At 64.6% G+C, this 26,601-nt stretch carries 27 protein-coding genes; 12 read left to right on the top strand and 15 right to left on the bottom strand.

Annotated features, from left to right (window positions below; genetic code table 11):
- Positions 1-8 precede the first annotated feature (8 nt).
- A complete protein-coding gene (locus tag LFL96_RS27745) occupies positions 9-1,718 on the top strand; it encodes a molecular chaperone HscC (protein WP_281001097.1) in 1,710 nt (569 codons plus the stop codon).
- Between the two features lie 6 nt (positions 1,719-1,724).
- Positions 1,725-3,410 carry a J domain-containing protein gene (locus LFL96_RS27740; RefSeq protein WP_281001096.1) on the top strand — a complete coding sequence of 562 codons (1,686 nt, stop codon included), beginning with the start codon at positions 1,725-1,727 and terminating at the stop codon, positions 3,408-3,410.
- A 154-nt stretch (positions 3,411-3,564) separates the two neighbouring features.
- Here the strand turns inward: LFL96_RS27740 and LFL96_RS27735 are convergent, their stop codons facing one another.
- From LFL96_RS27735 to LFL96_RS27670, 14 genes are all read right to left on the bottom strand, one after another.
- Positions 3,565-4,968, bottom strand: a complete 1,404-nt coding sequence (locus LFL96_RS27735) for an MFS transporter (RefSeq protein WP_281001095.1) — start codon at positions 4,966-4,968, stop codon at positions 3,565-3,567.
- 25 nt (positions 4,969-4,993) lie between these two features.
- Entirely contained in the window at positions 4,994-6,259 is a 1,266-nt protein-coding gene (locus LFL96_RS27730; protein ID WP_281001094.1) for an FAD-dependent oxidoreductase, read from the bottom strand.
- Positions 6,252-7,217: a VOC family protein gene (locus tag LFL96_RS27725; protein WP_281001093.1), complete on the bottom strand. Its 966-nt coding sequence runs from the start codon at positions 7,215-7,217 to the stop codon at positions 6,252-6,254. The genes LFL96_RS27730 and LFL96_RS27725 overlap by 8 nt, the downstream gene beginning before the upstream one ends.
- A gap of 73 nt (positions 7,218-7,290) precedes the next feature.
- Positions 7,291-8,781: an aldehyde dehydrogenase gene (locus tag LFL96_RS27720; RefSeq protein WP_281001092.1), complete on the bottom strand. Its 1,491-nt coding sequence runs from the start codon at positions 8,779-8,781 to the stop codon at positions 7,291-7,293.
- A 77-nt stretch (positions 8,782-8,858) separates the two neighbouring features.
- Positions 8,859-9,689 carry an aspartate dehydrogenase gene (locus LFL96_RS27715; RefSeq protein WP_281001091.1) on the bottom strand — a complete coding sequence of 277 codons (831 nt, stop codon included), beginning with the start codon at positions 9,687-9,689 and terminating at the stop codon, positions 8,859-8,861.
- Complete coding sequence (locus LFL96_RS27710; protein ID WP_281001090.1) at positions 9,682-11,340, bottom strand: thiamine pyrophosphate-binding protein; 1,659 nt, start codon at positions 11,338-11,340, stop codon at positions 9,682-9,684. Before LFL96_RS27710 ends, LFL96_RS27715 begins: the two co-directional genes overlap by 8 nt.
- Positions 11,333-12,130: an SDR family oxidoreductase gene (locus LFL96_RS27705; protein ID WP_281001089.1), complete on the bottom strand. Its 798-nt coding sequence runs from the start codon at positions 12,128-12,130 to the stop codon at positions 11,333-11,335. Before LFL96_RS27705 ends, LFL96_RS27710 begins: the two co-directional genes overlap by 8 nt.
- Entirely contained in the window at positions 12,130-13,026 is an 897-nt protein-coding gene (locus LFL96_RS27700) for an IclR family transcriptional regulator (RefSeq protein ID WP_281001088.1), read from the bottom strand. Before LFL96_RS27700 ends, LFL96_RS27705 begins: the two co-directional genes overlap by 1 nt.
- Complete coding sequence (locus tag LFL96_RS27695) at positions 13,027-14,022, bottom strand: alpha/beta hydrolase (RefSeq protein WP_281001087.1); 996 nt, start codon at positions 14,020-14,022, stop codon at positions 13,027-13,029.
- A 47-nt stretch (positions 14,023-14,069) separates the two neighbouring features.
- Positions 14,070-14,597 (bottom strand): cupin domain-containing protein, encoded by a 528-nt coding sequence (locus LFL96_RS27690; RefSeq protein ID WP_281003876.1) that lies wholly within the window; start codon positions 14,595-14,597, stop codon positions 14,070-14,072.
- 26 nt (positions 14,598-14,623) lie between these two features.
- Positions 14,624-15,391 carry an SDR family oxidoreductase gene (locus tag LFL96_RS27685; RefSeq protein WP_281001086.1) on the bottom strand — a complete coding sequence of 256 codons (768 nt, stop codon included), beginning with the start codon at positions 15,389-15,391 and terminating at the stop codon, positions 14,624-14,626.
- Positions 15,384-16,496 carry an aromatic ring-hydroxylating dioxygenase subunit alpha gene (locus LFL96_RS27680; RefSeq protein WP_281001085.1) on the bottom strand — a complete coding sequence of 371 codons (1,113 nt, stop codon included), beginning with the start codon at positions 16,494-16,496 and terminating at the stop codon, positions 15,384-15,386. The genes LFL96_RS27685 and LFL96_RS27680 overlap by 8 nt, the downstream gene beginning before the upstream one ends.
- Positions 16,497-16,544: 48 nt before the next feature.
- Positions 16,545-16,856, bottom strand: coding sequence for a recombinase-like helix-turn-helix domain-containing protein (locus tag LFL96_RS27675; RefSeq protein WP_281001084.1), 312 nt, complete (start codon positions 16,854-16,856; stop codon positions 16,545-16,547).
- 1 nt (position 16,857) lies between these two features.
- A complete protein-coding gene (locus LFL96_RS27670; protein ID WP_105505421.1) occupies positions 16,858-17,172 on the bottom strand; it encodes a non-heme iron oxygenase ferredoxin subunit in 315 nt (104 codons plus the stop codon).
- Positions 17,173-17,611: 439 nt separating this feature from the next.
- Between LFL96_RS27670 and LFL96_RS27665 the strand changes: the two genes are divergently transcribed.
- The gene (locus tag LFL96_RS27665; RefSeq protein ID WP_281001083.1) at positions 17,612-18,685 is read left to right on the top strand and encodes a porin; all 1,074 of its coding nucleotides are present in this window, start codon (positions 17,612-17,614) and stop codon (positions 18,683-18,685) included.
- A gap of 126 nt (positions 18,686-18,811) precedes the next feature.
- On the opposite strand, the gene LFL96_RS27660 is transcribed toward LFL96_RS27665, so the two are convergent.
- Positions 18,812-19,807 (bottom strand): IclR family transcriptional regulator, encoded by a 996-nt coding sequence (locus tag LFL96_RS27660; protein ID WP_281001082.1) that lies wholly within the window; start codon positions 19,805-19,807, stop codon positions 18,812-18,814.
- A gap of 255 nt (positions 19,808-20,062) precedes the next feature.
- Between LFL96_RS27660 and LFL96_RS27655 the strand changes: the two genes are divergently transcribed.
- The 9 genes from LFL96_RS27655 (at position 20,063) to LFL96_RS27615 (ending at position 26,547) form a co-directional block, all read left to right on the top strand.
- Entirely contained in the window at positions 20,063-20,350 is a 288-nt protein-coding gene (locus LFL96_RS27655; RefSeq protein WP_281001081.1) for a hypothetical protein, read from the top strand.
- A 127-nt stretch (positions 20,351-20,477) separates the two neighbouring features.
- The gene (locus tag LFL96_RS27650; RefSeq protein WP_281001080.1) at positions 20,478-22,190 is read left to right on the top strand and encodes an acid phosphatase; all 1,713 of its coding nucleotides are present in this window, start codon (positions 20,478-20,480) and stop codon (positions 22,188-22,190) included.
- A gap of 219 nt (positions 22,191-22,409) precedes the next feature.
- Positions 22,410-22,769: a DUF3564 domain-containing protein gene (locus LFL96_RS27645; RefSeq protein WP_281001079.1), complete on the top strand. Its 360-nt coding sequence runs from the start codon at positions 22,410-22,412 to the stop codon at positions 22,767-22,769.
- A 272-nt stretch (positions 22,770-23,041) separates the two neighbouring features.
- Entirely contained in the window at positions 23,042-23,791 is a 750-nt protein-coding gene (locus LFL96_RS27640; protein WP_281001078.1) for a DNA/RNA non-specific endonuclease, read from the top strand.
- Complete coding sequence (locus tag LFL96_RS27635; RefSeq protein WP_281001077.1) at positions 23,784-24,044, top strand: hypothetical protein; 261 nt, start codon at positions 23,784-23,786, stop codon at positions 24,042-24,044. Before LFL96_RS27640 ends, LFL96_RS27635 begins: the two co-directional genes overlap by 8 nt.
- A gap of 210 nt (positions 24,045-24,254) precedes the next feature.
- Positions 24,255-24,653: a hypothetical protein gene (locus tag LFL96_RS27630; RefSeq protein ID WP_281001076.1), complete on the top strand. Its 399-nt coding sequence runs from the start codon at positions 24,255-24,257 to the stop codon at positions 24,651-24,653.
- A gap of 281 nt (positions 24,654-24,934) precedes the next feature.
- The gene (locus tag LFL96_RS27625; RefSeq protein ID WP_281001075.1) at positions 24,935-25,285 is read left to right on the top strand and encodes a hypothetical protein; all 351 of its coding nucleotides are present in this window, start codon (positions 24,935-24,937) and stop codon (positions 25,283-25,285) included.
- 2 nt (positions 25,286-25,287) lie between these two features.
- Entirely contained in the window at positions 25,288-26,172 is an 885-nt protein-coding gene (locus tag LFL96_RS27620; protein ID WP_281001074.1) for a 4-hydroxy-tetrahydrodipicolinate synthase, read from the top strand.
- A 150-nt stretch (positions 26,173-26,322) separates the two neighbouring features.
- Positions 26,323-26,547 carry a hypothetical protein gene (locus LFL96_RS27615; protein ID WP_281001073.1) on the top strand — a complete coding sequence of 75 codons (225 nt, stop codon included), beginning with the start codon at positions 26,323-26,325 and terminating at the stop codon, positions 26,545-26,547.
- The last annotated feature ends 54 nt before the right edge of the window (positions 26,548-26,601 follow it).

Genomic DNA, 26,601 nt, shown 5'->3' with positions numbered 1-26,601 from the left:
AACTGTACATGCCTTCGATCATCGGCATCGATCTTGGAACCACGCATAGTCTTGTGGCGGTCTGGCGCGATAACCAGGCCGTTCTTATCCCGAACGCGCTGGGCGAGACGCTGACGCCCTCGTGCGTGTCCGTCGACGACGACGGCTCGATTCTCGTCGGCCGTCCCGCGCATGATCGCCTGCATACGCATCCCGAGCGCACCGCCGCGAACTTCAAACGCTACATGGGCACGAATCGCAGCGTGCCGCTCGGCGCTCAGACGCTGCGTCCCGAAGAACTCTCGTCGCTGGTTCTCAAGTCATTGAAGGCCGACGCCGAAGCCTTTCTCGGCGAAGCGGTCAGCGACGCGGTGATCGCCGTGCCCGCCTATTTCAGCGACGCGCAACGCAAGGCCACGCGCATTGCCGGCGAACTCGCGGGCCTTCACGTGCTGCGCCTCGTCAACGAGCCGACCGCGGCCTCGCTCGCGTACGGCGTGCATCAGCGCGACAGCGAACGCAAGTTCCTGATCTTCGATCTGGGCGGTGGCACCTTCGACGTGTCCGTGCTCGACTTCTTCGAAGGCGTGATGGAAGTACGCGCCAGCACCGGAGACAATTTCCTTGGCGGTGAAGACTTCACCGAGGCGCTGGCCGAACTGTTCTGCCAGCGCAACACGCTGACGTTGAAGAAGCTCACGCCGATCGCCGCGCAGCGTCTGCATCAACAGGCGGAACGCGCGAAGCGGCAGCTCACGCAGAACGGCGCGGAGAGCGTCACGTTGCAACTCTCGGTCGACGATCAGGACTACACGCTCGAACTCGATGCCGCCACCGCCGAACGCACTTGCGAGCACCTGCTGCAACGCTTGCGCAAACCGGTGGAGCGCGCGTTGCGCGACTCGAAGATCGCGGTCGCCGCGCTCGACGAAATCATTCTGGTCGGCGGCGCCTCGCGCATGCCGATGGTCCGCAAGCTGGTCTCGAAGATGTTCGGGCGGCTGCCCGCCGGCCATCTGAATCCCGACGAAGTCGTGGCACTCGGCGCCGCGGTGCAGGCGGGTCTCGTCGGCCGCGACGCGGGGCTCGACGAGATGGTGCTGACCGATGTCGCGCCGTATAGCCTCGGCATCGATACCGCGATGCAGGTCGCGCAGAATCAGTACGTGCCGGGCCATTTCCTGCCGATCATCGAACGCAACACGATCGTGCCGGTGAGCCGCATGCAGCGCATTTTCACGGTGCGCGACCGGCAGCAGATGCTGAGCATCAAGGTGTTCCAGGGTGAAGCGCGTCTGACCACGGACAACGTGGCGCTCGGCGAATTCACCTTGGACGTGCCGCTGAAACCCGCCGGCGAAGCGGGCGCGGACGTACGTTTCACCTACGACGTGAACGGCGTGCTGGAAGTCGAAGCCACCGCGTTTCCCGGCGGCGTGAAGCGCGCGATGGTGATCGAGGAGAACCCCGGTGTGATGACGCCGGAGGAAATCCGCGAACGGCTCGCTGCGTTGAGCGCATTGAAGATTCATCCGCGCGACCAGCTCGAAAACCGTTCGCTGTTGACGCGCGCCGACCGTGTGTATGAAGAGACGCTTGGCGATCACCGGCAATATCTGGCCGCGCATATCGCGCGGTTTCAGGCGCTGATCGAGCGGCAACACGCCGACGAAATCGCCCGCGCGCGCGGCGAGCTGAGCGCGCTGCTGGATCGTTTCGACGTGCACGTAACGTACTGATTGGCCATGACGACAGGTTCCGACAAACAGTGGCCGTGGGACGTGCTCGGCATCGATTCGAGCGCCGATGAACGCGCGGTGCGTCGCGCGTACGCGAAACAGGTGAAGCAGCAACGGCCGGACGAGGATGCGGACGCGTTTCAGCGGCTGCGGTATGCGTATGAGTCGGCGATGCAGATGGTCGCGGCGCCGGAGCTCGAAGCGCCCGGCATTCCAGCCGCCATAACGGGCACGCCCCCGGCCTCGCAAGCCGTCACACCCGCGCCCGACGAAACGCGCGAGACATCCGCCGCTCTGCGCATGCAGGCAGCACGCGACGAGGCCGCGGAAATCTGGCGCGGATTTCTGGCAAGCCCGAGGAAGGAATCGCTCCGGCGCTCATTGAGCGACCTGTTCGATTCGATCGTCAGCTTCGCAACCCGTGACGAGCTCGAATGGCTGACGCTATGCGCGTGCCTGAACGACAACACGCCGGCTGAACTGAAAACGTCGCTCTGCACAGTGCTGGGTTGGCGCGAGAACTCCGCGCATCTCTTGCAGCGCGACCAGCGAACCGCGACCCTCGCACTTTCCCGCGTATTCGCCGACGAAAACTATCTCAACCTGAGGGTTCGGTTTCCGCAGGCGACCGCGTTGATGGATGCGCCGCAACGTAGCGTCGTTCGAGGACTCTGGGACGTGCGCACGACCGGCGTTCGGGATGAAATGACCGCGCTCGTTCCAGCGTTGCGCCAGTATTTTGTCAACGCTTCGCAGTCGCGGTTCGATCAGACAAGGCTCGACTTCTGGGTCGAATGCCTGTCGCTTCGCGCGGGAATCGTCAGCCTGTTCAAAACCGCAATGCTGATCGGCGTGCTGTGCGGCACGTTGCTGGCCAGCGCGCTGGTGCCCGCTGAAAAGCATCGCTCGATCGTTGCCTGGGGACCGCGCGAACTGGCAATCGCATTCGCCATGCTGACCGTCAACGTCGGCTGCGCGTTAGCGTGGGTTTTCAACCTGGCGCCCGCCTTGACCCGTCACGTGCAGGCGCTGCGCCAGTCGCCTTCGGTCCGCTATGGATGGGTCGTGCTATGGCTGGCGGTCGTGGCCGGCGATCTAGTCAGCGGACCCGATCCTGCGCGGACGCCTCTCGCGATCGCCGCGCTCGTGCTGTGCATCCAGTGGGCGATTGCCGTGCACGGTGCGTTACGAAGCGGTGTCGCCTTCGTATTTCTTGCGTTCCAGGTGGCGTACTGCTGTGGCTACTACGGGCAATGGACCACGCTGGACCCGGCCTCATGGCCCATGCCGATCGCGCACGCCGCGCTGATCGCCTTGTTCTGCGAATTTCCGCTGCCTGCATTGCGCGCTGCTCTGCACCCAAGACCTGTATGGGTGCGGCGTCTCGCGTTGTGCTGGTTCGGGGGTGCGGCGGTATTTTTCGTGCAGATATCGTCATCCGCAACGCACGCGCCGCACATCGCCTGGGCACTGTTCGCCGTGTTACCCGTTGCGGGAAGCGTCATCGGAAACACGCCGTGGTGGCTGACCCTTGCCTCGGCGAATGCGCTGGCCAGGTTTTATCTATTCCTCGTCAGTCTCATGATCGCCATCGCCATGCCGTCGATACTGGCCGTCGCGTCGATGGGGCTGATGAGTCTGTGGTTGATCAATGAACTGCGCGTGGCAAGTGCCGCGCAACACAACCGTTAGGTCAATGCGTGCGGGACACGCGTCCCGCGCGTTCAAACCTTGGCCAAACAAAAGGCGCACCACCCAGTGCGCCCTTCGCCTTCCGCCATTGCGATACAACAAACAACCAACAACAAACAACCAACATCAACCGCCCACCCAACCCGTCACACGCTCAAGCCTCAAGCTGCTCCAGCACCTTCCCCTTAGTCTCGATGCCCAGAAAATGCACCGCGACCGCCGCGAGAAACGGCACCGCCGCGAGAATATAAAACGCCACCTGTAGATTGCCGCCGATCATCGTCTTCGACACGATCGCCGGCGCGAAAATCGCCGCTACCTTCAGCCACGCGCCGCCCACGCCGCAACCCATCGCGCGGATGCTGGTCGGGTACAACTCCGGCGTGTACACATACGCCGTGATAAAACCGCAGGCAAGGAAGCCCAGCGAAAACGCGCAGCACGTCGCGACCACATACACCGACGCATCGTGGAACACGCCCGCCAGCAGCAGCGACAGCGCGCATGCCACGAACGACAGATTGATGATCGGCTTGCGTCCCACCTTATCCACCAGCAGCGCGCAGGTCAGCGATCCCACCACGCCCAGCACGGAAGCCGCGACCGCCAGGTTCAGCGCCAGTTGCAGCGGCGCGTGATACACCGTGCGATAGATGGTCGGCAGCCAGGTCGACAGACCGTACTGAATGAAGCCGCAGGTGACCCACAGCATCGCCACGGCCAGCGTCCGCTTCAGATACGCCGGGCCGAACAGGTCGCTCATGCGGCGCTTCGGATGACGATTGGCCATCGCCTCGAATTCCGCCGACTGCAACACCGGCGGCAGCGGCCCCTTGGCGGCACGTTCGAACGCATGCACGGCGGCATCGGCATCGGCCATGCGTTCGCGCTCGGCGAGCCAGCGCGGCGATTCCGGCACCAGCTTGCGCAGCACGAAGAACAGAATCAACGGCATCCCGCCGATGAAATACATGGTCTGCCAGCCGAAACGCGGCACGATCCACGCGCCCAACGCATTCGACGCCAACAAGCCGACCGGAAACACGATCTCGTACAGCAGCACGAAACGCCCACGCCCATGCGCGCGGCTGATCTCGTTGATGTAGGTCGCGGCCACCGGCAACTCGCCGCCCAGCCCGAGCCCCTGGATCACGCGCAGCACCACGAACGCGGCGAAGCTCGGCGCGAAACCGCAGGCGATGCTGGTGATGCCGATAATCCCCGAACTCAACGCAATCGCCTGCACGCGCCCCTTGCGCTCCGCGTACCACGGAAACACGAACGCACCGATCAACTGGCCGACCGAACCGGAGCCGATCAGGAAGCCGATCTCCCACGGCGTCAGGTGCCACTTCGCGATCAGGATCGGCAGCGTGGCCGCGATCGCGATCACGTCGAAGCCGTCGAAGAACGTCGCGAGGCCGATCAATATGCGCGCGCGCACCTGCATCGCGTTCTTCGGCAACCGTTCGAGTCGCGCGATGATCGAGCCCCGGGTCACGGGGCCTGAGACACCGGCGCTGCTGCGGTCCCCCATGGTGTTGTCGATGGTTCTCATGCCGTGGTGCCGTCCGTAGATGTGGTTAGGCAAGCGCCGTCGAGGCGTCGGTCAAGGTGGCCAGGTCGATGGTTCGGCCCTGGTTCATCCATTTGCGCGACAGCTTCAGTTCGCGCGGGGTATTGATGGCGATCACGCCGCGAATCGCGCCGTCCTCCAGATGGAACAGCGTCGCCCGCTTGCCGGGCAGCTCGCCGCGCACGGCGAGCTGCGCGTCGGCTGGAATGTCGCCGAGAATCTGTAGGTTGACGTCGTACTGATCGGACCAGAACCACGGAATGTCCGCGTACGGTTCGAACTTGCCGAGCAAGGCCTTCGCCACGCCGATCGCCTGGTTCTGCGCATTCGCCCACGACTCCAGCCGCACGCGCCGCTTGAGCCACGCGCTCGGATGATTGGCCACATCGCCGCACGCAAAGATGCGCGGGTCGTCGGTTGCGCCGAAATGATCGACCACGATGCCGTCGTCCACCTTCACGCCCGCCGCTTCGGCCAGCGCCGTATGCGGCGTCAGGCCGATCCCGGCGACGGCGAAGTCGGCGTCCAGCGTCGAGCCGTCCGCGAAGGTCGCGCGAATCCGGTTAGCGTCGTGCGGATGATCGTCGAGCTTCACCAGCGACGCGTTCAACCGCACATCCACGCCATTCGCGCGATGCAGGTCGAGCAGGAAGCCGGACACCACCGGCGGCAACGAACGCGCGCACAGACGCGGCGCGCTTTCGATCACCGAGGCCTGCACGCCGAGCTTGCGCGCGGTCGCCGCGACTTCGAGGCCGATCCAGCCGCCGCCCACCACCAGCACGCGTTCGCTGGCGCGCAGGCGCTCGCCGAGCGCGACGGCTTCGTCGAGCGTGCGCAGATAGGCAATGTGCGAGGTGTTGACGAGCGCGTCCGGCAAACGGCGCGCCGCGCCGCCGGTGGCGATCACCAGCCGGTCGTAGCGCACTTCGCGGCCCGAGCGCGTCCGCACGAGCTGCCGTTCGCGATCGACCTCGCTCGCGCAGTCCGGCTGCCACGCTTCGACGTTCAATGCGTCGAAGTCGTCGGGCTTCACCAGACGCACGGTGTCGATGTCGGCTTCGCCGGCCAGCACCGCCTTCGACAGCGGCGGCCGTTCGTACGGCAGATGCACTTCGTCGGCGATCATCACGAGCCGGCCGTCGAAGCCTTCCTTGCGCAGCGTCTTCACCACCCAACCGGCCGCCTGGCCCCCACCGATCACAACGATCGTGCGCGGCGCGTCGAGTCCTTCGTGCGCGGCTTGCGCCTTTGCCACAGCAGCGTCAGTCATTTTTCCGCTCCGTCATGAACTTGCCTTCCGGCGCCTTGGCGTTCTTCTGACGGCGCGTATTGCCGTCGATGCCGCCGTCGATCGCCCATTCGGCGAACACCGTCGGACCCGGTTCGAAGTCGCGCGGCTGCCAGTCGGGCGTGAGCTGATCCTCGTCGGCGTAGTACTCGATCAAGCCGCCGGCCGGATTCTGGAAGTACCAGAAGTACGCCGACGACACCGGATGACGCCCCGGCCCCAGTTGCGTATCCCAACCGCAGCGGCTGATATGCATGCCGCCGCCGAACACCTCGTGGATATCGCGCACGGTGAACGCGACGTGATTCAGGCCGCGCTTGCCGCCCGGCAGCGCCAGCAGAAAAATGTCGTGGTGACCGCCGTGCGGCGCGCAGCGCATGAACGCGCCACGACCCGGATAGCGATCCGACATCTCGAAGCCGAGCAGCTCCTGATAGAACTTTTCCTGTTCGGCGAGGCGATTCGTGAAGAACACCACGTGTCCCACTTCGACGGGCTCCGCGCGCTCGTAAATCGTCGACGGTTGGTCGACGCGCAGCGTTTGCCCCCATACGTTCGACGGCGAACCGTGAATGTCGAGCGCGCGCTTGCGGGTGACCTCGACGCGAATCGCCATGCCGTTGGGATCGATGCAGCCGACTGCGTCGCCGGTTTCGAAATGGCCCGGCTGACCGGCGAAGCGGCCGCGCAATTCATCGAGCTCCGCCTTCGTCGCCACGCCCCACGTGACCTCGCGCAAGGTCGGACCGTCCTCGAAAGCGGGCGGCAGCGACGGGTCGTTCGCATCGACGGCGAGCACCGTGCAGCCGTTCAGCGTTTCGAAGCGCGCCTGCGTTTCGTCGTGCGCGACTTCCTTCAAGCCCCAGTCCGCGAAAAAGCGGCGGCAGGCGGCGAGGTCCGTCACGCCGTAAATAATCTGTTCGATGCCGAGAATCGTCATAACGTGCCTCTTGCGTGTGTTGCGTTGCCGTTGCGTGTGCGCTGCGGGTCCGATCGGTGCCGATCCGTGCCGATCAGTTCGCCCACGCCAGCGGCGCGTCGTTCAAGCCCCAGTAGAGGCTCTTCTGTTGCATGTATTCGCGGATGCCGAGCCGGCCTTTCTCGCGTCCCATGCCGCTCTCCTTCCAGCCGCTGAACGGCGTGGAGATCGAGAACAGCTTGTAGGTATTGATCCAGATCGTGCCGGCTTCGAGCGCGCGCGCGATGCGGTACGCGCGCTTGTAGTCGCGTGTCCAGATGCCCGCCGCGAGACCGAACACGCTGTCGTTCGCGTCTTTCAGCAGCGACGCTTCGTCGTCGAAGGGCATGGCCACCAGCACCGGCCCGAAAATCTCTTCCTGGCAGATGCGCGCGCTGTTGCCGAGGCCTTCGAGAATCGTCGGCTGGTAGTAGGTGCCGTGTTCGCGGCCGTCGCCGACCGGACGCTCGCCGCCGCACAGCAGGCGGCCGCCCTCTTCGAGACCGAGCGCGACATAGCGCTCGACCGTTTCGCGATGCGCCGCCGTGATCAGCGGACCCATCTGCGTATCGGCGCGCGCCGGATCGCCGACGCGCAGCTTGCGCGCGCCTTCGGCGAGACGCTTCATGAACGCGTCGTAGATGGCGCGCTGCACGAACAGCCGCGAGCCGGCAATGCACGCCTCGCCCGACGAACTGAAAATGCCGTACAGCACGCCGTTCACCGCATGGTCGAGATCGGCGTCGTCGAACACGATGGTCGGCGACTTGCCGCCCAGTTCGAGCGAGACCGGCATCAGTTTGTCCGCCGCGATGCGCGCGATGCCGCGGCCCACTTCGGTGCCGCCCGTGAACGACACCTTCTTCACCAGCGGATGACGCACCAGCACGTCGCCGATCACCGAGCCCTTGCCCGGCAGCACGCTGATCACGCCTTTCGGCACGCCGGCTTCCTCGCAGATGCGCGCCAGCGCCAGCGAGGTCAACGGCGTCACTTCGGCCGGCTTCAACACCACGGCATTGCCGCCCGCCAACGCGGGCGCGAGCTTCTGCGCGTCGGAGGCGATCGGCGAATTCCACGGCGTGATCGCGGCAATCACGCCGATCGGTTCGTACACGCTCATGGTCAGATAGTCGCCGCGCGAAGGCGTCACGTCTTCGTCGAGCGTTTCGAGGCAAGCCGCGAAATAACGGAAGGTGTTCGCGGCGCTTGCCACCAGCACGCGCGTTTCGCCGATCGGTTTGCCGTTGTCGCGGCGTTGCAGTTGCGCGAGCGCTTCGTGACGCGCCATGATCAGATCGGCGATGCGATACAGAACGAGCGCCCGCTGATGCGGCTTCAGACCTGACCAGTCCGCCTTGCGCCACGCGAGATCGGCGGCCTGCACGGCGTCGCGCGCGTCGTCGGCATTGGCGGTGGAGATTTCCATGTTGACCGACTGATCCGCCGGATACAGGCTTTTGTACGGGTTGCCACGCCCCTGCCGCCATTCGCCGCCGATAAAAATATCGCCGTTGGGCACGAGGCTGGTATCGAAGTGAGTCATGTCGGTCATTCCGGTTAGCTTGCTTCCGTTACTTCTGTTACTTCTGCTACTACTGCTTCCGCCAGTAGGCAGGTCGCTTAGATCACGCAACGCGCCGCGCGATTGCGCAACGCGCGGATCGCGCTATACGCGGTCAATGCGGAGGTCTTCGGGTTGTCCGGCAGCGGTTTGCCGCACATTTCCAGCGACATCTCGCCAAACGCGCCGCGCGCGAGAATGCGGTGCACGTTGCGCGTCACGTTCGGGTCCGCGATCAACCGCACGGTGGTGTGGTCGAGTCCGAGACCGGCCAGCGCGATCGTCGCGGCCACGTTGGCGTTCTTCGGATAGAGCCGCGCGGCTTCACGCGCGCTGCCTTCGAAAATCACTTTCTCGTCGGTCAGCGCGTGCAGATCGCAGACCTGTTCGGCGGGCGTGCCGAGCCAGCCGGTCGGCGGCTTGCGGCCGGTGTACAGCACTTCGTCGAGACCGCCGAGCTTCGCGGCGGCCAGCGCGTCCACGCCGCCGATCGCGCCGGACAGCAGCGTCAGCGTCGCGTCGCCTTCGTCGGCCGCGGCGGACAACGCGTCGAGCAGCAACACGTCGGACAGCGCGCCGATCGACGCCACCGCGCAATCGGTGCCGGCCTTCAGCAGCGGCACGACGTGGTCGACGAGCGCGCTATGTCCGGCACACTCCAGCGCGAAATGCGGCTGGCTGCTGAGCGCGGACACGGAAGCCACCACGTCCACCGCGTCGCCCACGACATCGCGCACCGAGGCCATGTGCCGCTCCGGCACGATCACGTGCGACACGCGCACGGTCGGATCGGCGGCGACCGAGCGATACACCGCCTGGCCGATCGCGCCGAAGCCGATCATCGCGACGTCGACGGGTGCGTGATGCCCCGCGTAGCCCGCGTCATGCATGTTCCGGCTCCTCTTTCTTGACCGGCGGCCCCGCGAAGGCGGTCGCGAACGAGCCCACCGACAGCATGTCCACCTCGACCAGCACCGGGCCGGTCTTCGCCATGCCCTCGCGAATCACCGCGTCGACCTGATCGAGCGACTTGACGCGGAAATGCGTGAGCTTGAGGCTCTCGCAGAACTGCGCGAAATCCGGCTGATGCAGATCGACGTAGCACCGCCGGCCGCCGTACTGCGCGTCCTGGATGTTGCGGATCACGCCGTAGCACTGATCGTTCATCAGCACGATCATCACGTTGGCGTTTTCCTGCACGGCCGTCGCGAGTTCGCCGACGTTGACCATCAGACCGCCGTCGCCGACGAGACACACGGTCTTGGCCGCATTGCCCGCGAGCGCCGCGCCGATGCCCATCTGCATGCCCTGGCCGATGCCGCCGCCGAGCGCATGCACGCCCGCGCGCGGCGCGAAGATTTTCAGCATCCGGTTGCCCCAGGTGCTGTTCGAGATCGTGACGTCGCGTACCCAGTTGTAGTCGCGGCCCACGGCGCCCTGCAATGCATCGACCAGCTTCTTGTACGGACCGAGCCCCTTGCCCACGTCGGCGACGGCGCTTTCGCGCGCGGCGGCCAGATCGGCGGCGAAAGTGGGATCGACCTTCAGGCGGCTTTCGAGCAGCGTCGCCAGTTCGTCGAGCACGGCGGAGGCGTCGCCGTGAATGAACATCTCGTTGCGGTAGCCGCGGTTATCGGCGAGCGCATCGGCATCGACGCGATACAGCGGTTGCGGCAGCGCGAGCTTGTACTTCAGCGTTTCATTGCCGCGCAGACGCGAGCCGACCACCACCAGCGCGTCGCAGGTCTTGTAGAAGCTTTCCACCGCCGCGTGCACGTTGAACGCGCCGAGCGTCGCCGGATGATCCTCGGGCAGCACGCCGCGGCCTTGCACGCTCGTCACCACGCCGAAGCCCAGCGCGACCAGACGTTCGACCGCTCGCGTCGCGTGGCGCGTGCCGCCGCCGAGCCACAGCAGCGGACGCTTCGCACCCGCCAGGGCGTCGGCGAGTTGCGCGACGCGGCGGCTGCAATGCGTGAGCGTCGTGACGTGCGGCGCGGCCATGTCGGCGGGCCATTCGACTTGCGCGGCCTGGATGTCGATCGGAATCTCCACGCTGACCGGACCGCTCGGCGCGGTCTGCGCGACGCGCACGGCTTCGCGGATGGTCGGCAGCGCGGTATCGACCGAGCGCACGCGAAACGCGGCCTTCGAAATCGACGACAGCATGGACAACTGATCCGGCGCTTCGTGGATATACGCCAGATCCTGATCGAGGTATTCGGTTTCGATCTGGCCGGTGATGTGCAGCAGCGCGGTGCCCGCGGTCAACGCTTCGACCATCGCACCCGCCGCGTTGCCGGCGGCGGTGCCGGTGCTGGTGAACGCGACGCCGAGGCCGCCGGACACGCGCGCCAGACCGTCGGCCATGTTGACCGCGCCCGCTTCGCCGCGTGCGCCGACGTAGCGGATCTTGCCGCGGTGATGGATCGCGTCGAGGATCGGCATGTTGTGGATCGAGATCACGCCGAACGCGGTTCGAACGCCGCACTGCTCGAGAAAGGCGGCGATCAGTTCGCCAACGGTGGTTGTATTAGACATGTCGTGCAACGCCTCCAGAAACATCGATATGACTGCCCGTCGTGTAGGACGACAGCGTCGTAGCCAGATAAAAAAGCGCTTGAGCGGCTTCTTCGGGTTTGCCGAAGCGGCCTAGCGGAATGTTTTTCTTGCGCGCCAGTTCGGCGGTCCAGTCTTCCCAGCTCTGGCCCGGCTGCGCCTGCGTCGCGTAACGGCGGCGCCATTGCCCCGATTCGACGATGCCGATCAGAATCGAATTGACGCGGATGCGTTGCGGCGCGAGTTCGACCGCGAGCGACTTGATGAGACTCAGCACACCGGCGCGCGCCGACGAGGTCGCCACCATGTGCGGCTCCGGTTGCAGCGCGAGCAGCGAATTCACGCAGACCACCGACGGATGCGCGGCGTCGCGCAGCATCGGCAGGAACGCGCGGGTCGGGCGGATCACGCTGAAATACTTCAGGTCGAGTTCTTCGCGCCAGGCTTCGTCGGTGGTGTCGGCGAAGGTCGACACGCGTCCCTGACCCGCGTTGTTCACCAGCATGTCGGTGCGGCCGAAGCGCGTTTGCACGGCCTGCGCAAACGCGGCGACGTCGCCGGTATCGAGCACGTCGCAGCGTTGCGCGAGCAACGGCGCGTCGGGAAACTGCGCGGTCAGCGCGGCTTGCGCCTCGCCGAGACGTTCGCTGTCGCGGCCGCAGATCGCGACCGATGCGCCGGCCCGCAGAAACAGTTCGGCAGTCGCGAGGCCGATGCCGGACGAACCGCCCGTCACCACCGCCACCTGTCCGGTCAAGTCGATTTGGATCATCAGAGCCCCAGTGCTTTCATGTATTGGCTGCCCGCCTTCGGACCCGACTTCGGCCGGTAGTTCAGGCGTTGCGAGAGTTCGTCGGCGGCGCGGCGCACCTTGTCGATCAGGCCGCTGTCGAGCAGCGAAGCGTCGATCTCGTGGCGCGGAATCGTCGTCGTGATCACCGCGACGATGCGGCCCGTGTCGTTGCGCACTGGCGCGCTGACCACCGAAATGCCGCGTTCGAACGACGATTCGCTGATCGCGAAACCGCGCCGCGCGTCGTCGCGAATCCGTTCGTACAGATCGTCGAGCGTGACTGGCGTTTGCTTCGTGAAGCGTTCGAGTTCGGGTTCGGGATAGAGCTTTCTCAGTTCGTCGATGGTCATGTCGCCCATCAGCACCTGGCCGTGGGTCGTCGCATGAGCGGGCAGACGCGTGCCGACGTTGACCTTCACCGAACTGAAAATCGGTGCGTGGCTTTGCGCCTTGGCGACGAACACCACGTCGCGTCCGTCGCGGATCACGATGTGCGTCGTGAGGCCGGTGTCGTCGCGCAGCGCTTCGATGACCGGCAAGCCGAGGTCGGTCAGTTCGAGCGAGCTGAGGTATTCGAAACCGAGCCGCAGCACCGCGACGCCGAGGCGATAGTTGCGGTCCTTGTCGGCGCGTTCGAGAAAGCCGAGCGATTCGAGCGTTTGCAGCAGACGGAATACCGTCGTGCGTGGAATCTTCAGGCGGCGGGACAGTTCCGGTGCGCCGAGCACCGGCTCGCGCGGCGAGAATTCCGTGAGGATGCGCAGACCGCGTTCGAGGCCCGGCACGCGGTAGCCGGTTTCGCTGCCGGCGTCGTTGCCCGTTTCGCTGCGGTCTTCGTCCGCGTCGCGTTCGGCGTTAGTGAGGTCGGGCGTCATTCATTGGCTCCGGTGTTCGTCGCTGGCGCGGCAGAATGTGTCGATGATCGCGGTGTAAGCGGCGGGTGCTTCGATATAGCCGGCGTGTCCGGCTCGCGGCACGATCTGAAGCGGCACGCCCGCGGCCTGGGCGAGGTGCTCGCAGGCGGCAGGGGGCGTGATGGTGTCTTCTGCGCCGACGGCGATGGCGATGGGCGCTGCATTCCGCGCTTGCAGTTGCGCTTGAACTCGCGCTTGAAAACCAGCTCGATAGCGAGCGAGGTCGGCGGCGAGGTCGGCATTGGCGAGCAGATGCGTCGCCTGTTCATAGCCCTGCGGAATCACGCGCGACATGTTCCAGCGCACCCACGCGCGAGCTTCGTCGCTCGCATGAGCGGACACCATATTGCCGCTGCGTTGCCCGGCGAGACCCTGCGGGCCGAGATCGCGCAGCATGGCGAGGCGTTGGTCGCGCTTCGCGTCGCGCAATTCGGCGGGGGCCGCGCCGTAACCGCCGGCCGGCGACAGCAACAGCAAACCGGCCACGCGTTCCAGCTGGGCGACGGCGAGACCGGCGCTCCCTGAGCTACCCGACGAAGCGCAAAACGCACCCGCCACAATCGCGCCGAGCGAATGCCCCAGCAACACGCAGCGCTCGATACCCAACGCGTCGAGCCATTCGCGCAGCACGGCAGCGTAATCGCCGGCGCACGGCGAGGCCGCCTCGACCGGCGTGGATGCGCCATAACCCGGCGCGTCCCACGCCAGCACCCGGCGCGTCGCGCCGAGCGCTTCGAACTGCTGCACCCACGAAGCCGCGCCCGAACCGATACCGTGCAGCAGCACCAGCGGCAACGCATCGCCGTGGCTGCCGCCGTCCGCTTCGCGATAGCTCACCACGCGTTGCGACGCGAGCTGGACCTGCCGCGCGGGAAAGCGCGCGACGCGCGCTTCGAGCCCGGCTTGCGTGCCCTGCTCGGCATGTGGATCGGCGGTAACGGCCGGAACTGCGGACATGATTTCCTTCGTGGGTGTCGTCACGACAAAAAAATGGCGTTCAGTGTCTAGCGCTTGAGCTGGGCGAGCGGCGAATCCGGCGGATACGTCGGCGTGATCGGCTTCGGCGAACCGAGCATCACGCACATCAGCGCGTCTTCCTCGCCAATGTTGATTTCCGTGCGATACACACCCGGCGGCACCGAGATCAGATCGCGTTCGCCGAGCACCGCTTCCCACGTCTCGCCGTCTTTCTCGCAAACCACTTTCATCTTGCCGCGCAGCACGAAGAAGATTTCTTCGACATCCCGATGAATATGGCTCGGGCCAATGTTGCCGGCCGGAATCACCATCGTCGAAAACGTGAAGCCGCCGGCGGGGACCGTGTTCATGTCCTTCGCGACGCCCGTGCCGCCCGTGCCGACGTAGCGCATTTGCGCGCGGCGGTACTTCGGGTCGTAGTCGGCCTGAAACTTCAGCGCGTCCCAGTCGTAGCGACGCGTTTCCAGCCGCGCGACGCGGCTGTCCAGCCACTGGGCAAAGCTCGCGTCCGCGGGTTGGTCCCACGACTTGCGTTCGATATCGGCGTCCGCCATCTCTTTCTCCTTTGGATTCGACATGATCAATTCATCACGAAGCCGCCGTTCACCGGCAGCAACTGGCCGGTCACGAAGCGCGCGGCATCGGACAACAGGAACAGCACGGGCCCGGTGACGTCGTCGGGCACTTGAGCGCGCGGCAACGCGCGGCCTTGCAGGTAATACTGGTGACGCTCGGCGGGCACGTAGGCGGTCGCCTCGACTTCGGTGAGGCCCGGCGCGATCGCATTCACGGTCACTTTGTGCGCGCCGAACTCGCGCGCGAGCGAGCGCGTCATCGCGATCACCGCGCCCTTGCTGGCGACATAGGCGAGCAGCTTCGGCGCGCCCCACAGCGCCGTGTCCGACGCGATGTTGACGATGCTGCCGCGCCCCGACTCGCGCAGATACGGCAGCGCGGCGGTGCTCATCAGCCACGTGCCGCGCACGTTGACGTTCATCACCGCGTCCCACGTGTCGATGGACAACTCGTCGGCGAATTTGCCGCCGGAATGGGTGATCGCCGCGTTGTTGATCAGCGCGTCCAGACCGCCGAGGCGTTGCGCGCCTTGCTGCGCGAATTGCGCGACGCTCGCGGGATCGGCAAGATCGAGCGGCAGATAGGTGACGGCGTGTCCCTGCTCACCCAGCGATGCGGCCAGCGCGTTGCCTTCGTCGTGCAGCACGTCGCCGAACACGGTGTGCGCGCCGGCCTGCGCCAACGCGCGCACGAACGCCGCGCCGAGACCGCGCGCGCCGCCGGTCACGAGAACGCGCCGGCCGTGGAGCGCTGCGAACGCGTCGTTATGCATGGCTGTGGCTCGCGTCGGCGGTAGCGGCGGCGCCCGGCGCCGCGCTCGCCGTTTGCGCGCGATGCGCATCCAGTGCGGCGAAATCCTGCTGCGCGCGTTGACGCAACATGCGACGCACGCGCGTCATGCCGACATCGTGCTGATAGAGGAATTCGTGTTCGCGCGCATTCGGCGCCATGCTTTCCAGCACGTAGCGGTCTTGTTCCAGCACCGCCCAATGCAGACCTTCCAGACGATTGCGATACATGAAGCGCCACGCGTCGCGCTGCCAGCCCGACACCTTGCGCGTCCGCCAGAAGTACACCTGGCAATGGTTTTCATCGACGGGAACGGCGAAGCCGATGATCCCGAAGTTGCCGCCCGGGCCGAACTTCTTCTTGTACGGAATCGCGAGACGCATCCACAGGCAACCGGTTTCGCCGAGTTCCACCCAGTCGAAGTTCACGTCGCGCTGGCCGACTTTCTCGAACATCAAGCCGGTTTCCGTTTTGCGCACGCGCATGTCGGCCTGCTTGTCGCCTTCGGCCATCGAGTGCGACGTGGCATGCAGGTAGGCGCCGTGCATCGGGTCCATCACGTTGTCGATCGCGTACTGGTAATTGCACTTCCAGTTCGACATGCACAGGAAGTTCGCGTATTCCTCGCCGACCAGTTCTTCCGGCAGCGCGAGCGGCGTGGGCTGCTTGTGTGCGTCGTCGCCGAACCACAGGAAGATCGCGCCGGCATGCTCTTCGACCGGATAGGACTTCACGCACTTCTGCCCTTCCAGCGGACAGTTCGAGACAGCCGGCACTTTCGTGACCTCGCCGCTGCCGTCGATCTCGATGCCGTGATACCAGCACGCGACGCTGCCGCCGAGATTCCAGCCGAGCGACAGACGCGCGCCGCGATGCGGGCAGCGGTCTTCGAGCGCGTGGACGTGGCCTTCCTTATCGCGCCACAGGACGATCTGATCGCCGAGGCGCGTGATGCCGACCGGCGCGTCGCCGACTTGCCAGCTCGGCGCGACGGGATACCAGTAGTTGCGCAGACCTTTGTCCAGGTAAGCCTGGATCGGATCGGCCGCGGATTGGTCCGGGCCTTGAGCGGTATGGGGGGACGTCATGAACAGACTCCAGAAACGAAAGCGGTGAACGTGTTCGGAAATGCGCGCCTATTCGGCGAGCAGGCGGAATTCGGCGGCGAGGCGCTCGGCGTTCCACGCATTGCCTTCCGGCGTACGGAAACCCACGCGATTCAACCCGTCGGCCACTTCCTGCAATTCCGTCGCGCCAGCCTCGAACACTTTTTCGAGCGCATCGCCGAAATCGTTCTCGTATTGGGTCGGCTCGGCCTTGCGCGTTTGCCAGATGAAGTTGCCGGTTTCGCCCGGTTTCTCGATCACGCCCTTGCCCGCGACGTTGTTCGGCTGCGGCGCGAGCCACGGCTTCAGGAAGGGATTGAAGTTCACGATTTGCTCTCGCATGTCATTCCACCTTGATCTGGATTTCTTCACCGGCGAGACGTACCGAGTACATCTTCAGGTCGCGGCCGCCGGGTTCTTTCAGGCACTTGCCGGTCGGGATATGGAACACGGCTTCGTGCAGCGGGCACTCGACCGTGTCGCCGTCGATAAAGCCCTGCGTCAGCAACGCGTACGCATGAGGGCAGACGTTTTCCAGCGCGTATAGCGCATCGCCCACCTTGTAGATGCCGATCTCGGTGCCGTCGAGCTTGAACTCGATCGGCGCGTCGTCGGACAGGTCGCCGGCATGGCCGGCGCAGCGCCATTGTTCAGTCATTTCTCGCCTTCTCCTGAAGCCTTATGTTCCATACAAGGAACATCAGTTCGTGTATGGATAATTATAGGAGCGGCTTTCGCGAGAAAAAATAAAAATCTGGAACGCCTGGGGAAAACACCGACTGTCGCATTCGCAACACAGCATTGCGTGTTCCGGCTTGAATCCGTCCATGTGCCGCAGCGCCTTCTGGCGCTTGATTCCGGCGTTTTTTGCAGACGAATACGCGAACCACGCTACGGGTTTGTACGGGGTCCGAAAATTTATTTTGACCACTTCCAGACTCACTATACTTTTCCATAGGCGATACAGACGCCCATAGGTGGAACATAAAGCGTAGCGGTTTTGGCGCATAAACCCAGAACTGCATTAACCCCAAAGCAAGGATCAGGGACGACGCATGCGGCGCGAGCCGACCGTCGTGTGATCAGGAGAACCAACGGTGAAGCACATCATTGCAGCCGGCTTGACGGCAATCTGCGCAACGACGGGCGCATGGGCGCAGAGCAGTGTGACGCTATACGGCAGCCTGGATGCCGGTATCGCGTACATCAGCAATGCGGGCGGCAGTTCGAAGTGGATCGAGGAACAGGGCAATATGCAGCCGGACCGCTGGGGCCTGAAGGGCGTGGAAGATCTGGGCGGCGGCCTGAAGACGGTTTTCCAGCTGGAGAACGGTTTCTATACGAACACGGGCGCATTCGCTAAATCCGGCGTGCTGTTCAACCGGCAGGCTTTTGTCGGGCTGAGCTCGAACAGCATCGGCTCGATCACGCTCGGCCATCAGACGCCGTTCAGCTTCGACGTGCTGGACCCGCTGAGCACCGCCTATCTGGCCGCAAGCTGGTACGCGTTCCATCCGGGCAATATCGACGAACTCGCGGATACGGGCGTGGTGCCGTTCGACAACTCCGTCAAATTCCGCTCGGCGAATTTCGCCGGCTTTTCGGTCGGCGCGATGATGGGACTCGGCAACACGACCAACTTCTCGACGGGCAAGACGCTGAGCTTCGCGTTGACCTACGAGAACGGTCCGTTCAAGGCCGGCGCGACGTATGCAAATGAGCACAACCGCACGCCGTCCATCGTCACGACCGGTATCGCCAACTTCCAGGGCGTGGCCGCCGCGAATTACACGGCCGACAAGGTCGAGAACATGGGCGCCGGCGCGTCGTATCAGTTCGGCAAGCTGCTGGTGCATGGCTTGTACACACGCGTGAAGCTGGAATACGCGGGTCATTCGGATACGTACCAGAGCTACGATGCGGGCGCGAATTATCAGTTCACGCCGTTCAACAGCATCGCCGGCGGTGCAGCGACGACGACGCTGGCTGGCCATCGCTGGACCCAGTTCGAGATCGGCGATATCTACTCGCTGTCGAAGTCGACGCAGTTGTACGTGAACGCGCTCTATGAGCGCGCGGGCTCGAACACGGACGCCGCGTTCTTTACCGCGGGCGTATCGAGCGGCCGCAATCAGACGATCTTCCTGACGGGTATCCATCACTCGTTCTGATGTCCTGATGTTCCGACGTCGTCGATGTCCGAACGCTAGCGATGTAAAAAACAAAGGCCCGGCTGTTTTCACAGCCGGGCCTTTGTTTTCACCAGCGAGTCGTCGTCGCGCCAGCAAGCGGTTCGATCAGTAGTGCGCCGTCACCGGCCGGCGACGCGCCTGCGCGGCGGTCGGATCGTCCGCACGCGGCCGGTAGGACAAACGCTCGGACAATTCGAGCGCTGCCTGGCACACCGCGATGATCAACGGCTCGCGTTCTTCCGCCTCGCCGATATCCGAACGCGGAATCGTCACCGTCAAGGCGGCGGCGATCTTGCCGCTTTGATCGCGTACCGGTGCGCTCACCACCGAAATACCCCGCTCGAACGATGCCTCGCTCACCGCATAACCGAGCGCCGCGCTTTCGCGCACGCGGCCATACAGTTCCTCGACGGTCGCCGGCGTGCGTTCGGTATAGCGTTCGAGTTGCGGCTCCGGGTACAACTGGCGTAAGGCCTCGAAACTCAGATCGCCCATCAGCACCTGGCCGTGCACGGTCGCATGGGCCGGCAGACGCGTGCCGACGTGGACCTTCACCGAGCTGAACATCGGTTCATGGGTTTGCGCCTTGGCCACGAACACCACGTCGCGCTGATCGCGTATCAGCAGATGCGTGCTTAAGCCCGTGGCGTCGCGCAGCCGTTCGAGAATTGGTGTACCGACATCGGTCAGCTCGAGCGAACTCAGATACTCGAAGCCGAGCCGCAGCACCGCGACGCTCAGACGAAAATAGCGGTCGCCATTGACGCGTTCGAGAAAACCCAGCGCTTCGAGCGTCTGCAACAGGCGGAAAGTGGTGGTGCGCGGAATGCCGATCCGCTTCGACAATTCAGGCGCGCCGAGCACCGGCTCGCGCGCGCTGAACTCCGCAAGAATGCGCAGGCCGCGTTCGAGGCCCGGCACGAGGTAGGTCGAACCGCCGGCGCTGTCGTCGTCGGCGGGATCGGTGGATTCCGTGGCGTGGGCGGGCTCGACGCCGTGTGCCTGGGCGGCCGTTGCCGCCTCGTCGCGCGCCGCCGATGTCGCCGCCACGCGTGGTCTCGCCGGCTTGCGTCCCGCTCCTGTCTGCTCTTCTTTGGCCATCTTGGCTGCCGCTTTTCTGTTCATCGTAGTCAGATCAGCATGATAGCGCGAAGCATGCGGGCTTCAGAGATCGGAGCGGGCTCGGGCGCCAGCCGCGACGCGCTGTGTGCGGCGCCGCACGACCGCGTGTTGCTCGCTCGCGCAGGCATTTTGTCGTGTCGCAAGCGTTTCGCCCGGTGCTATTCTTCCATGCGGTCCATCGCGCGATGCGTCGGCGTCGCGTGCTCGCTCCGTTCAAGCGTCCGGAGGCCCGTCATGTCTCACTCCATCCAGATTCAGGTTGCCGACTCGCACCTTTATCCGGGCTGCGCGGTCAACATTCCGCATCCGCCCGAGTCGGCCCGCGCGGCAACGGCCGTCGTCGAATTCGCGGATGGCTCCGGCGCGAATGCCATCTGCCATCTGCGCGCATTCGACGAGCTCGAATTGAGCGTGGACCGCTACGCGACACAAAAGCGTCACCCAGTTGATAGTAAACATTGGCTGTTGTTTGCCATCGATGCAACGCACCACAGTTGGCGCGTGAAGCGTCGCCTGCCGTAGGCGTGCCTGACGGCTTGAACACCTGCGCGAGCGTTGCCTTGGCGATTGCCGAAGGCATCGCCCTCGCCTGCGGGCCGCACGTGCCGGCCCGTCACGTCCACCACGGAATCCCTCACGGAAACGACCGATGAACGACAAAGACTCCAGCTTGCCGCCCGAGCATGAACTCGCCGATCGCGCCGATCTCTCGGGCAACGCCCCCGACGATCCCGAGCGCCGCCGCGTTCTCACCGGCCTCGCGGCGGTCGGCCTCGGCCTCGCGCTGACCGGCTGCAAGACCGACGCGGCGCTGTCGAGCAACGGCGCGCCGCGCAGCGCCGCCGACCTGCGTCTCGATGCGGCGCTGCACGATCAGGTCAAGCAGATCGTCGTGATTTACGCGGAGAACCGCAGTTTCGCGAACCTGTACGGCAATTTCCCGGGCGTCCAGCATCCGCTCGATTCGGTCGGTGCCGAACGCTACGTGCAACTCGACCGCGACGGCAGGACGCCGTTGCCGCGTCTGCCCGCCATCTGGGGCGGACTCGTGCCGCAAGCGCAGGAAGTGGACGGCAAGCGCTACATGATCGGCGAGAAGGACATCGGCAGTCTGCGCAACCAGCCGTTCCATATCGTCGATGCGCACGGCGCGCCGCTGCCGACTGGCGTGATCACGCGCGATCTGGTGCACCGCTTCTATCAGAACCAGATGCAGATCAACGCCGGCCGCAACAACCAGTTCGCCGCGTGGGGCGACTCGGGCGGCCTCGTGATGGGGCACTACCGCAACTCCGCCGATTCGCTGCGTTTGTGGGGCCTCGCGCAGCAATACACGCTGTGCGACAACTTCTTCATGGCGGCCTTCGGCGGCTCGTGGATGAACCACATCTTCCTGATTTCGGCGCAGCCGCCGTTTTACCCGGACATCCACAATAGCCCGGCGAAGAAGCTTGCTTCGGTCGTCGAAGGCGACGATCCGACCGGCACCCGCCTGAAGCTCGCCGACGATTCGCCCGCCTCCGCGCTCGACGGTCCGCCCAAGTTCGTCAACGACGGCGCATTCACCGCCGACGGCTACGCCGTCAACACGATGGCGCCGCCGTATCAGCCGAGCAACGTGCGGCCGGCGGAAGGCGGCGATCCCGCGCTCGCCGACCTGTCGAATCCGCGCGTGCTGCCGCCGCAACACTACGCGACGATCGGCGACCGGCTGACGGACAAAGGCGTGGATTGGGCGTGGTACAGCGGCGCGTGGCAATACGCGCTCGACCATCAGGACACGGGCGCGGTGCCGGACTTCCAGTACCACCATCAGCCGTTCAACTACTTCGCCAACTACGCGCCGGGCACGGCCGCGCGCAGCCGGCATCTGCGCGACGCGGGGCTCGGCAACGAGGCGTCGAGCAATCGCCTGATCGCGGACATCGACGCGGGCCGTCTGCCCGCCGTGACCTTCTACAAGCCGCAGGGCGACCTGAACATGCACGCCGGCTACGCGGACGTCGAATCGGGCGACCGTCACATTGCGGCGGTGATCGACCACATCCAGCGCGGACCGCAGTGGGCCAATACCGTCGTGATCGTCACTGTCGACGAAAACGGCGGCTGGTGGGATCCGGTATCGCCGCCGAAGGGCGACCGCTGGGGTCCGGGCTCGCGCATTCCCGCGCTGGTGGTGTCGCCGCTCGCGAAGAAGGGTTACGTCGATCACACCGTGTACGACACGAACTCGATTCTGCGATTGATCAGCCGCGTGCACGGATTGGCGCCGCTCGACGGCGTGGTGGCGCGCGACCGCGCATTCGCCGGCAACGGCCTCGCACCGCTCGGCGATTTGACGACGACGCTGGATCTGGCCTGAGCCTTGCTCGCGCGCCGCGGCCGTTTTGTGCCGATGGCGCGCGGATTCAGCCGCTCGCGAATTCGCCCGCGTCGCTGCGCCGCAGGTGCCGCGCGGACGCACCGCCCTGCGTGGCGCATCGAGATTTTTCGCGTCGAAACCTGTTAGTTCTGGTCTTGAATAACCCGCGTCGCGGCCTAGACTGATAAGGCTCAACTTCGCAATCTGTACGGACCTGACATGCGCCTAACCATCCTCATTAACGGTTCCGATCCCTCCGTCAGCCACGACTATGCCGTGCTTTGGCTCGACACCGACGAACACCGGTGGTCGAGAGAAGCGCACCAAGGGATCGATCTGCCCCCGTGGGGCGAATTGCACGACGAGGATGGCGTGACCACCCTCTGCGCGCCCAGTGCCGATGCCCCTTTGTGCACGTTGCGCGGCTTGCACGTCGATCGCAAACAGCGCGTGAGCGCCGCGCAGGGCGCCGCCGCATGGACCGCGTTGCCGGCGCATAAACCGGCGAGCGGATTCTGGCGGCTTCAGGCGGTCGATCGTCAGACGGTGCGTGCCGAGAACTCCGTGTTCGATAGTTAAGTGCTTCGCGCGAAGGGTGATGGGTTGCTCGCTGCTCGTCGTTGCTCGTTGCTCGTTGCTCGTGCGCTTTGCCCGTCTTTAAGTCGGTCTTAAGTTTCGCTCCGTAGAGTCGGAACTCCACGCATTAGGGGTCGCTGCAAAGCGGCCCATTTTTTTTGGCACGGCGGGTCTCCACACTCGCCGCATGTCTCTGCTTTTTCACGCTGTTTCACGTCGCTGGATGCACGCCCGCAACGCTATACTTGCGCCCCCATCCCTCGACCGAACGACACATGAAGAAGTGGTTTGCCTGTCTGTTATTCGCTGTCGCCGCTCACGCGAACGCAGCGCCTTCCTGTACCGAATTCACACCGAACGCGCAATGGCCGGTTCTGACCAATCAGAAGATGGCGCCGAAAACGCGCATGCTTTGCTATAGCGATTTCGCGGTGTTGCATTCGGGTCTCACGCACGGTCCGCTGTGGTCGGCGGAACATCTGACGCGCGACCATATCGAAGCGGCAAAAGACATGGTGCGCACCAACAAGTTTTTCGAAGATGCGCGTTTGCCCGATGGCGAAGGCGCGACGCTCGCGGACTACAAGCGCAGCGGTTTTGACCGCGGCCACATGAGCCCCGCGGGCAACCGCTGGAACCAGGAAGCGATGGCACAATCGTTCTCGCTGGCCAATGTCGTGCCGCAGAACCGCGAGAACAATCAGCGCCTGTGGGCACGTATCGAAACGGCGGTGCGCAAGCTCGCGATGTCGTACGACGATACGTACGTGGTCACCGGCCCGATGTTCAACGGCCAGCAGTTGCAGACCATCGGGTCGACGCGCGTGTTCGTGCCGACGCAGTTGTTCAAGGTCGTCTACGTGCCGTCGCGCAAACTCGCATTCGCGGTGACGGTGGACAACGTGTCGACGAACCGCTACGACATCAAGTCGATTCACGAACTCGAAGCCGCATCGGGCATCCGCTTTCCGGGCATTCCGGAAAACCTCAAAGATCAGCGACCGGGAGGACTCAAAGGTGTTTAAACCCTATTCGAACGACGACGACGTGCTCAACATCCAGGGCGACGGTTTCACGCTCAGCAACGGCACGACGCGCGTGGTGCTGAACGGCTCGCTGGAACTGACGCAGGATCAACGCGGGCTGAAGGCGGCGTTGGCGCTGAAGGAGGCGGTGGATGCGATCGTCGCCGCGTTGCAGGCGCAAGCGAATTTGCCGGCGAAGGTGAAGGATGAACCGGATGCGAAGCCGGGAGTGGTTCGGAATCCGTTTCAGTGAGATGGTGAGTCAGGTCATTGTGTAAAGCGATGCTCGCGAACTGGCTGGCCAGTTCGCGAGCGACCTCATCGCCCTCGCCACATGTTTCAGCCGTTACGTTTTGTCACCATCGCGTCGTCAACTCCTGTCTTCCGGCCAGCGTTAAACCGGCAGCGCTGAACATAATCAGCCGCGAAAAAAGAATCCACCGATTCAACCAGGAGTAACACCATGAAGACGCTTTTCGCCGCACTCGCTTCCGCTCTCGTCGTGTCGACGGCATTCGCTCAAACGGCGGCACCTGCCGCACCGGCCGCTACACAACCGGCACAAGCCGCGCAGACCCAATCTGCCGGTCAAGCGAACCTGAAGGCCAGCACCGCCGTGCAAACCGGCGCACCGGACGACGGCGCGGCCTCGGCGAAAGCGCCGGCCAAGTCGACGAAGGCGACGGGCAAGTCGCACGTGAAGAAGGTTGCCGCGCATCACACGGCAAAGCCGCACAAGGCCGTCAAGAAGACCACCACCGAAACGAGCGCCGCAAAGACTAAGACGGAGAGCGCGAAAGAGGCCAGCACTGCCCCGGCCAAAGCCGACGGCGCAACGACCGACACGACGAAGACGCAATAACACGTGATCGGTTCCGGCACGCATCGGCCATAAAGGTGTCGCTAATCGAAGCCGCACCGTGCCGTTCAGGGAGGGCGAGTCCAAGGACTCGCCTTTTTTTATGCGCGTCGCGCGCCGGGCACTACGCGGGTCTCGACGCCATCAGTACAGCGCACAGTACGCGACACGCGACACCGCACGATTTTTTCGATCGACGCGAGAATTTTTGCACTGCGTTTACGTACGGAAGACTAATCTCGAACTGTCTTGATCAACCATGGCGTCGACGAACGCCGGATTAAATGGCACTCACACAAACCATCGATAGCTTCGCGCAGCAACCGCAGTCGTTCAACGCTCCGCAGGTTCACAAGCGCAACAACGTCATTCCGTTTCCGTCGGGGCGTGTGCGCTTGCAGGTCGGTCTTCCCCATCTCCCGCACCATCCATCCGGCACGCAACTGCGCGCGTTGCTTCACTCGCCGCTCGGCGTGTACGTCGTCAGCACCGAAACCGGCCGCGAGGAAGACAGCGTGCAACTCGACATCGCCTACGACGATCTCGACTTTACGTTGCACACGTTGATCTCGACGCTGCCCGCCGCGTTGATCGGCCCCGTGAAGCGTCGCAACGCGGCCGCGAGAGGGCGTTGATCATGTTCTCCGGAATCTGGTTGCCGATCGTCACGCCGATGCGCAACGGCGAAGTCGACATCGACGCGTTGCAGCGTCTCGCCGATCACTACCTGCGCAGCGAGATCAGCGGCTTCGTCGCGCTGTCGACCACGGGCGAAGCCGCGTTGTTACAGGAAGCCGAACGCCTCGCCGTGCTGCAGGCGCTGACCGAAGTGATCGGCGGGCGTCTGCCGATGCTGATCGGCGTCGGCGGATCGAATACGCGCGACGTGCTGCACGATATCCAGCGCTACGAGCACTGGGATTGCGCGGGCTATCTGGTGTCCGCGCCATCGTACGTATGTCCGGATCAAGCCGGCGTGCGCTGGCATTTCGAGCAGGTGGCGCTCGCCACCGGACGTCCACTCGTGCTCTACGACGTCCCGCATCGCACGGGCGCGACGATTGCGCCGGAGACGGTCGCGCGACTCGTCGAGCACGACAACATCGTCGCGATCAAGGAGTGCGTGAAAGAGCACTTCGAACCACTCGGCGCCGTGCCGATCAGCGTTCTGTGCGGCACCGACGAAGCGTTCGACGACTGTCTGCATCACGGCGGCACCGGCGGCATTCTGGCCAGCGCGCATGTGTGCGGGGATTTGCTCGCGGCGGTGCAGGCGTTGATCGCCGACGATCGCGCGACGGATGCGCGCACGCTGTTCGCCAGTTTGCTGCCGGTGTTGCGGCTGCTGTTCGCCGCGCCCAATCCATCGGCAATCAAGGCGATGCTGGCGTTCGATCATCCGATCAGCGACGAAACCCGCATGCCGATCACGCGGGCGTCGGCGCAACTCGTCGACCGCTTGCGCACGGCACGCGACCGTTTGCACGATCTGCGCGAGGAGTTTGCGGAGACGCTGATCTGACCGACCGGACGAGACGGGGCGCACGCAGGGCACAGGCAGGGCACACGCGGGGCGCCCATTTACACATCTTTTGCGCCACGTAGTGCCTTATTAAGGCACCCGATATTTCAGCGATGTCAGACTGCAACGATCGATCACCAGGAGGTCATCATGTCCAGTCTGAACATCCGTGAGAATGCTGCCGCGCCGCCGCTCAGTGCCAGCGATCGCTCGCATCGCGCATCGCTTGTACGAAGGCAGGCGGCCGGGCGGCGCAAAGTGGTGTTGTCGGTCGCGAGCGGCACCGTCGCCGCGATCGCGATCGCCGTGGGTTTACCGTCGATGGGAATCGCGGTTTATCTCGCCGCCACGCTGCCCTTCGCGTTCTTCTCGTGAGTGACGAATCGCGCGTTGCCTTCTTCAAACGCCGCCCCGATCACCCACGTCTTT

This window comes from Paraburkholderia sp. D15, from assembly GCF_029910215.1.
Lineage (GTDB): Bacteria > Pseudomonadota > Gammaproteobacteria > Burkholderiales > Burkholderiaceae > Paraburkholderia.
Note: the sequence above shows the minus strand (reverse complement) of the source record. Positions and strands in the feature narration are given on the sequence as shown.

Excerpts from the sequence above, each read along its gene's own strand:
- LFL96_RS27745 (WP_281001097.1), top strand. The coding sequence starts at position 9 with ATGCCTTCGATCATCGGCATCGATCTTGGAACCACGCATAGTCTTGTG.
- LFL96_RS27740 (WP_281001096.1), top strand. The coding sequence starts at position 1,725 with ATGACGACAGGTTCCGACAAACAGTGGCCGTGGGACGTGCTCGGCATC.
- LFL96_RS27735 (WP_281001095.1), bottom strand. The coding sequence starts at position 4,968 with ATGAGAACCATCGACAACACCATGGGGGACCGCAGCAGCGCCGGTGTC.
- LFL96_RS27730 (WP_281001094.1), bottom strand. The coding sequence starts at position 6,259 with ATGACTGACGCTGCTGTGGCAAAGGCGCAAGCCGCGCACGAAGGACTC.
- LFL96_RS27725 (WP_281001093.1), bottom strand. The coding sequence starts at position 7,217 with ATGACGATTCTCGGCATCGAACAGATTATTTACGGCGTGACGGACCTC.
- LFL96_RS27720 (WP_281001092.1), bottom strand. The coding sequence starts at position 8,781 with ATGACTCACTTCGATACCAGCCTCGTGCCCAACGGCGATATTTTTATC.
- LFL96_RS27715 (WP_281001091.1), bottom strand. The coding sequence starts at position 9,689 with ATGCATGACGCGGGCTACGCGGGGCATCACGCACCCGTCGACGTCGCG.
- LFL96_RS27710 (WP_281001090.1), bottom strand. The coding sequence starts at position 11,340 with ATGTCTAATACAACCACCGTTGGCGAACTGATCGCCGCCTTTCTCGAG.
- LFL96_RS27705 (WP_281001089.1), bottom strand. The coding sequence starts at position 12,130 with ATGATCCAAATCGACTTGACCGGACAGGTGGCGGTGGTGACGGGCGGT.
- LFL96_RS27700 (WP_281001088.1), bottom strand. The coding sequence starts at position 13,026 with ATGACGCCCGACCTCACTAACGCCGAACGCGACGCGGACGAAGACCGC.
- LFL96_RS27695 (WP_281001087.1), bottom strand. The coding sequence starts at position 14,022 with ATGTCCGCAGTTCCGGCCGTTACCGCCGATCCACATGCCGAGCAGGGC.
- LFL96_RS27690 (WP_281003876.1), bottom strand. The coding sequence starts at position 14,597 with ATGGCGGACGCCGATATCGAACGCAAGTCGTGGGACCAACCCGCGGAC.
- LFL96_RS27685 (WP_281001086.1), bottom strand. The coding sequence starts at position 15,391 with ATGCATAACGACGCGTTCGCAGCGCTCCACGGCCGGCGCGTTCTCGTG.
- LFL96_RS27680 (WP_281001085.1), bottom strand. The coding sequence starts at position 16,496 with ATGACGTCCCCCCATACCGCTCAAGGCCCGGACCAATCCGCGGCCGAT.
- LFL96_RS27675 (WP_281001084.1), bottom strand. The coding sequence starts at position 16,856 with ATGCGAGAGCAAATCGTGAACTTCAATCCCTTCCTGAAGCCGTGGCTC.
- LFL96_RS27670 (WP_105505421.1), bottom strand. The coding sequence starts at position 17,172 with ATGACTGAACAATGGCGCTGCGCCGGCCATGCCGGCGACCTGTCCGAC.
- LFL96_RS27660 (WP_281001082.1), bottom strand. The coding sequence starts at position 19,807 with ATGGCCAAAGAAGAGCAGACAGGAGCGGGACGCAAGCCGGCGAGACCA.
- LFL96_RS27655 (WP_281001081.1), top strand. The coding sequence starts at position 20,063 with ATGTCTCACTCCATCCAGATTCAGGTTGCCGACTCGCACCTTTATCCG.
- LFL96_RS27650 (WP_281001080.1), top strand. The coding sequence starts at position 20,478 with ATGAACGACAAAGACTCCAGCTTGCCGCCCGAGCATGAACTCGCCGAT.
- LFL96_RS27645 (WP_281001079.1), top strand. The coding sequence starts at position 22,410 with ATGCGCCTAACCATCCTCATTAACGGTTCCGATCCCTCCGTCAGCCAC.
- LFL96_RS27640 (WP_281001078.1), top strand. The coding sequence starts at position 23,042 with ATGAAGAAGTGGTTTGCCTGTCTGTTATTCGCTGTCGCCGCTCACGCG.
- LFL96_RS27630 (WP_281001076.1), top strand. The coding sequence starts at position 24,255 with ATGAAGACGCTTTTCGCCGCACTCGCTTCCGCTCTCGTCGTGTCGACG.
- LFL96_RS27625 (WP_281001075.1), top strand. The coding sequence starts at position 24,935 with ATGGCACTCACACAAACCATCGATAGCTTCGCGCAGCAACCGCAGTCG.
- LFL96_RS27620 (WP_281001074.1), top strand. The coding sequence starts at position 25,288 with ATGTTCTCCGGAATCTGGTTGCCGATCGTCACGCCGATGCGCAACGGC.
- LFL96_RS27615 (WP_281001073.1), top strand. The coding sequence starts at position 26,323 with ATGTCCAGTCTGAACATCCGTGAGAATGCTGCCGCGCCGCCGCTCAGT.